Origin of the sequence: Phenylobacterium sp. (genome assembly GCF_037138395.1) — a bacterium.
In the GTDB taxonomy this organism is placed as follows: Bacteria; Pseudomonadota; Alphaproteobacteria; order Caulobacterales; family Caulobacteraceae; genus Phenylobacterium.
On record NZ_JBAXIM010000232.1, the window covers coordinates 1 to 2,503 of the forward strand.

The window sequence follows — 2,503 nt, forward strand, 5'->3', positions numbered from 1 at the left end:
GGCCGCGCCGCCGCCGCTGCCGGGTCGAGGGGCCAGCGGGGCCGGGCCGGGGCGAACAGGGGATCGGTCAGGCCCAGGGCCAGGCGCTCGGCGCCGGCCAGGGCGATCATGGCGGCGTTGTCTGTGCAGTAGGCCAGGGGCGGGGCGTAGAAGCTCCAGCCGAGTTCCGAGGCGAGGTCCTGCAGGCTCGCGCGCACTGTGCCGTTGGCTGCCACCCCGCCGGCGACCACGAACCGGCGACCGCCGGGGGGCAGGTCCTGGGCGCAGGCCGTCATGGCCCGGCGGGTGCGGTCGGCCAGCTGGCGGGCGATGGCCGACTGGACGGCGGCGGCGAGGTCGGCCCGCGAGGCTTCGCTGCAGGTCGCCGCCAGGCGCGCCGCCGCGGTCTTGAGTCCCGAGAATGAGAAGTCGCAGCCCGGCCGGCCAAGGAGGGCCCTGGGCAGGTCAAAGGCGGCCGGGTCACCAGTGGCTGCCAGCCGCTCCAGGGCCGGACCGCCGGGAAAGGGCAGGCCCAGGGACTTGGCGATCTTGTCGAAGGCCTCCCCCGCCGCGTCATCAATGGTCGAGCCCAGGCGGGTGCAGGCACCGATGCCGTCCACCCGCAGCAACTGGCAGTGCCCGCCCGAGACCAGGAGGAGGAGGAAGGGATAGTCGATCCGGGCGCCGAGCCGGGCCGAGACGGCATGTCCCTCCAGGTGATTCACTGCCACCAGGGGCAGGCCCCGGGCCAGGGCCACGGCCTTGCCGAAAGCCAGGCCCACCATCACCCCGCCGATCAGGCCTGGACCGGCCGTAGCCGCCACGCCCGAGACCTCCTCCCAGCGGATCCCCGCCCTGGACATGGCTTCGGCAGCGACGCCGTCAATGGCCTCGACGTGGGCCCGGGCGGCGATTTCTGGAACCACGCCGCCGAAGGGCGCATGTTGCTCCGTCTGCAGGCCGACCACGGACGACAGGACGCAAACCTCCCCCGCCGCGGACAGCCGGACGACCGCCGCAGCGGTCTCGTCGCAGCTCGTCTCGACGCCAAGGACGGTCAGGTCGGTCATGTGGGGCGAGGCCTGTGGGGGCGGGGGTCCGGGTTGCGGCCCCGGCGCGGCTCCTGTAGGGCCGGTCCGGAGTGAGTTCCAGTCGAGGTAGCCCTCCCGTCGTGCGTGTGCAACAGCCTGTCCGGATCGGGGCCCGTGGCTCCAAGCTTTCCCTCGCCCAGGCGGGGCAGATGCAAAGGCGGATCGCCGCTGCCCTCGGCGCTTCCCCCGAGGAGGCTGAGCGCGTCGCCCCCCTGGTGGTCATCACCACAACGGGCGACCGGGTCCAGGACCGCCGCCTGCTGGAAATCGGTGGCAAGGGGCTCTTCACCAAGGAAATCGAGGAGGCCCTGCTCGCCGGCCAGATCGACTGCGCCATCCATTCGCTCAAGGACATGCCCGTCGCCTCGCCCGAGGGCCTGGTCCTGGCGGCCATCCCCGAGCGCGAGGACCCGCGGGACGCCTTCCTCAGCCTGATCGCCGAACGGCTGGAAGACCTGCCACAGGGCGCCCGCCTGGGGACGGCCTCGCTCCGCCGCCAGGCCCAGTGCCTGAACCTGCGGCCCGACCTCGACGTGCGCATGCTGCGCGGCAATGTCGACACCCGGCTGGAGAAGCTGAGGGCCGGCGAGGCCGACGCCATCCTGCTGGCGGCCTCAGGCCTGAACCGGCTGGGCCTGTCGGAACTCCCCCGCAGCTTCATCGATCCCCGGCGCTCCCCGCCGGCCCCGGGCCAGGGCGCCCTGGCCATCCAGACCCGGGAGGCGGACCGCGACCTTCCCTGGCTGTCGGCCCTGCGTCACGCTCCGACGGCCCTGGCCGTTTCTGCCGAACGGGGCGCCATGGCCGCCCTGGAGGGCAGTTGCCGCACGGCCATCGGCGCTTATGCCTTCTTCGAGGACGACGACCTGGTCCTGGCGGTCGAGGCCCTGTCCCCCGACGGCGTCCACCGGTTCCGGGGCGAGGGGCGCGTCACGGCATCGGCCGGCCCCGTTGCCGCAGCGGCCCTCGGCCTGGAGCTGGGCCGCCGGATCCAGTCCGATGGCGGTGCCCTCATCCTCCTTCCGGATTGATTCCCCTGCGCAGGCGCGCATGCTCGCCCCCAGGATGAGCCCCGCCGCCGCACCCAGGGTCTGGATCACCCGCGCCGAACCGGGCGCCTCCGCCACTGCGCGCCGGGTGGCGGCCGCGGGCCTCGTCCCCCTGGTCGCGCCGCTGCTCGAGACTGCCGACCTGGCGGGTGCCGCGGCGGCCCTCGACGCCCTCCCGCCCTCCGCCGTCCTGGCCTTCACCTCCGCCAACGGCGTCCGGGCCTTTGCCCGCCTGACCCCGCGCCGGGACCTGAAGGCCTGGTGCGTGGGCACCGCCACGGCCGGGGCGGCTCGTGTCGCGGGCTTCGTCGACCTGGTCGCCGGGGGCGGCGACGTGGAGGCCCTGGCCCGGGTCATCCTGGAGTCCCCTGCCGCCGCAGAGAT

The 2,503-nt window shown here is 74.3% G+C and carries 3 protein-coding genes; 2 read left to right on the forward strand and 1 reads right to left on the reverse strand.

What is annotated here, in order from left to right; all coding sequences use genetic code 11:
• Nucleotides 1-1,049, reverse strand: a 1,049-nt coding sequence (tsaD, locus tag WCJ52_RS12665) for a tRNA (adenosine(37)-N6)-threonylcarbamoyltransferase complex transferase subunit TsaD (RefSeq protein ID WP_336903664.1), incomplete at its 3' end; no start/stop codon positions are given.
• Between the two features lie 101 nt (nt 1,050-1,150).
• Here tsaD and hemC point away from each other — a divergent pair.
• Nucleotides 1,151-2,101 (forward strand): hydroxymethylbilane synthase, encoded by a 951-nt coding sequence (gene hemC / locus WCJ52_RS12670; protein ID WP_336903665.1) that lies wholly within the window; start codon nt 1,151-1,153, stop codon nt 2,099-2,101.
• Between the two features lie 19 nt (nt 2,102-2,120).
• The coding region (locus tag WCJ52_RS12675) for a uroporphyrinogen-III synthase (protein ID WP_336903666.1) at nt 2,121-2,503 on the forward strand (383 nt) is incomplete at its 3' end.